Here is a 2,932-nt window from a genome sequence, read left to right as displayed (position 1 = left end):
TCAACCAAAGCATGAAGTCGTTCGGCGACGGCACAGCAGGGATCTCGGCCACCGGCGGCGCTCCCTTGGCGGTGATCCAGGCCTTGACTTCCGGATCATCGAGGAGCTTCAGGAGTTGCTCTACCTTATCCGACGAGGGTGTCGGCGCCGAATTGGTCTGGGCTGGGGAACCCGCGATAGCGGCACACAAAAGGGCCAGGCTCAATGCAAGCATGACACTTGCTCTGGCGGTCAAGTCCCGGATAACGGTAATGTACATTCATTTGCCCCTGACAAACGCTACTATAGCTCGAATACACGCACCTGTCTCACGAACAGATGTGCAGGCCTGATACGCAAACGAATGGCAGAGCAGTTCTGCTTAGAAGCCTGCAGTAGCTCCAAAACCGACTTCTGGGGCGCGTACCCATAAATCCGGTTCTGTAATCGCGGCTCGCTGAATGTCCGCTTCGCTCCCCAAAAGCAACCGAATCGTTCGGGAAATGACGCGATGTGCCAAGCGGCGACGTCGCGGTGCGCTCATTAGAGGTATGCGGCGGAAGCCTTCACCTGGAGAAGGATGGTAAACGATCCGCCACGGAAAATTCCACGACAGCAGCTTGAACTTGAAGAACACCAGCCAAGTGGCGCCGATGTAGACACTCGCGATGATCAGCATTGGTTGGCTTTCTGCATCGACACGCGGAGTCTTAGCTCTGGAGTCCGGTCGCGCAAGTTGCAGAAGACTCCGCTTTTTAGAGCGATCAATGAATTGAAGTGCCGATCGGCACATTGATGTGCATCAAAGCCAAGCAGAGCGCGACAAGGTGAAGCTCCACTATTGCCAATTCCCCGAAAGGATGCCGTTTCATGAACTCGATCATTTCGCTTGCTCGCGCCTCGCTGATCGTTGCGCTCGCGGTGTCTCTCTCAAGCGCCGGGCATGCCCAGACGCAGCCCAAGCCGGCGACCGAGGCACCAAGGCCGCCAACTGCGAACTGCAGCAACGGCTCAATGTCAACGACCGGGAAGACTTCAATAACGCGACGCGCGGCCTGATCGCCAAGCCGGCTACGCTGACGATCAAAGGGGAAAAGGGCAACGTCGTATGGGATCTGGGGGCCTACAAGGCCTTCATCGGCATCGATAAGCCGGTGCCGGATACCGTCAACCCGAGCCTATGGCGCAACGACCAGCTCAACATTCAATACGGGCTGTTTAAGGTACACGACAAATCTTCCGGGTGCGTGGCTACGACCTGTCCAACATCACATTTGTGCGCGGCAAAACGGGATGGATCGTGTTCGATCCCCTCATCTCAGTCGAGACTTCAAGAGCGGCCTACGATCTGGTTTCGAAAATCTCGGAAAGTTTCCGGTTGTCAAGCTCCCAAACGGAGCCTCGAATCATGCGCTACGAACTCACCGATTATGAATGGGCCGCCATCAAGCCGTTCCTGCCGAACAAACCGCGGCGTTCCGCGTGTGAATGACCTGCGGGTGCTCAACTGCCTCTTCTGGGTCCCGCGTTCGGGCGCGCCATGGCGTGACTTGCCGCAGAGTTTTGGCCCGTACACCACCTGCTACAATCGCCTTGTTCGACGGCGCAGGGCTGGCGAGTGGGGCCAGCTTATGAATGCGCTGGCCGCAGGCCATGATGCAGCCGTGCAGATGATTGATACGTCACATTGTGCGTGTGCACCAGCATGGAACCTGCATCGCTGGCAACAGTAAACGATTGATGGGTCGTTCGCGCTTGAGGATGGATTTGCATCATCACAGTGCTTCATTGATCATGGTTTTTTCGAAACGCCACGCATTTTCAGCAATAGGCCATCCTCAAGTGCAGCACTGTTATCTCGCATCCTGGATCATTTGCGCTAGAACAACTGGCTGGTTGATCCTGATTTGCCGATAACCTGCAGTAATCAATTCCGCTGCCGAGAGACGTGAGAGAATACCGCCAACGCCGTTGCGACAAAGACCCGTGATCTCGGCAAGTTCCGATTGTGTGACGTCGATGTCTAACGCATCATCAGCTGTCACCAGATCGCTTCCGTATCCTGCAAGTCTGAGGAGAACCGCCATGAGACGGGTCTGGGGCTGCCTAATCATGAGATCATCATAGCCCGAGATTGCGAGATCGAGGCTCTCTACGGCATTGAGCGCAAGAAATCGCCATACGGTTGGATCAGAAACAGCCAATTCCAGGATCGACGACAAGGACAATTGTAAGAGCATGGTTTTGCGTCTGGCGACCACTCCCACCCGCCTCGGCCGTCCGCTGATCACGGACGCTTCCCCAAACCAGAAGCCCGAGCGCGCAAAATGCGCGAAGTAAGGGCCATGCATTCCGGGCGCTACGCTGATACCGATCCCCCCTGCGATGAGCCCGTAGATTCCGCCCGGCGGATCACCGATGTGATAGATGGGCTGTTTTGCCTGATACACTTTTAACGACGCGCGATCCAATATTGCCCGCCGCAGCGTGTTTGGAAGCAGGGAAAACCAGCCCCGCTCTGAAATAATCTGTTCGGCTTCCTGTCTGTGCAGCATCGTCGATTCCCCCACCAATTGCTCACGGAAGGGCAATCTAACGGATACATAAGCGCTAAGACTTGTTCTCGATCAAATTAGTCGTCCCGTCGCGCAATCCGGGACAAACGGTTCCATCGTAGGGGGCGTCATGCTCAATAAACTGTCGGCCGAATTCTTCGGTACATTCTGGCTTGTCCTCGGCGGCTGCGGCAGCGCGGTTATCGCGGCGGCGTTTCCAGATGTCGGTATTGGTTTGCTTGGTGTTGCCTTTGCTTTTGGCCTTACGGTGCTTACCATGGCCTTTGCCGTCGGACATATATCCGGCGGACACTTCAATCCAGCTGTCTCGCTTGGTCTTGCCATGGCCGGACGGTTCGAGTTCAAGGATCTGATTCCATACTGGATTGCCCAGGTGG

General features: G+C 55.9%; 3 protein-coding genes and 2 pseudogenes. 2 read left to right on the top strand and 3 right to left on the bottom strand.

Annotated elements, in window-relative coordinates:
• Together AAAB35_RS14970 and AAAB35_RS14965 are read right to left on the bottom strand one after the other, a co-directional pair.
• Positions 1-259: pseudogene (locus tag AAAB35_RS14970) on the bottom strand (hypothetical protein); the annotation flags it as partial.
• A gap of 102 nt (positions 260-361) precedes the next feature.
• Positions 362-658, bottom strand: a complete 297-nt coding sequence (locus AAAB35_RS14965) for a hypothetical protein (protein ID WP_340669079.1) — start codon at positions 656-658, stop codon at positions 362-364.
• 729 nt (positions 659-1,387) lie between these two features.
• On the opposite strand from AAAB35_RS14965, the pseudogene AAAB35_RS14960 reads away from it, so the two are divergent.
• Positions 1,388-1,734 (top strand): annotated as a pseudogene (locus AAAB35_RS14960) (transposase); the annotation flags it as partial.
• Positions 1,735-1,832: 98 nt separating this feature from the next.
• Here the strand turns inward: AAAB35_RS14960 and AAAB35_RS14955 are convergent.
• The gene (locus AAAB35_RS14955) at positions 1,833-2,570 is read right to left on the bottom strand and encodes a Crp/Fnr family transcriptional regulator (RefSeq protein ID WP_340669078.1); all 738 of its coding nucleotides are present in this window, start codon (positions 2,568-2,570) and stop codon (positions 1,833-1,835) included.
• A 94-nt stretch (positions 2,571-2,664) separates the two neighbouring features.
• Here AAAB35_RS14955 and AAAB35_RS14950 point away from each other — a divergent pair.
• On the top strand, positions 2,665-2,932 hold a 268-nt coding region (locus tag AAAB35_RS14950; RefSeq protein WP_340669077.1), incomplete at its 3' end, for an aquaporin.

This window comes from Phyllobacterium sp., assembly GCF_037994425.1.
GTDB lineage: Bacteria > Pseudomonadota > Alphaproteobacteria > Rhizobiales > Rhizobiaceae > Phyllobacterium.
The sequence above is the reverse complement of the archived record's forward strand: the minus strand, read 5'-3'. Positions and strand labels throughout refer to the sequence as shown.

Bases quoted from the DNA above. Each gene is read 5' to 3' on its own strand.
- AAAB35_RS14965 (WP_340669079.1), bottom strand. From the start codon at position 658: ATGCTGATCATCGCGAGTGTCTACATCGGCGCCACTTGGCTGGTGTTC.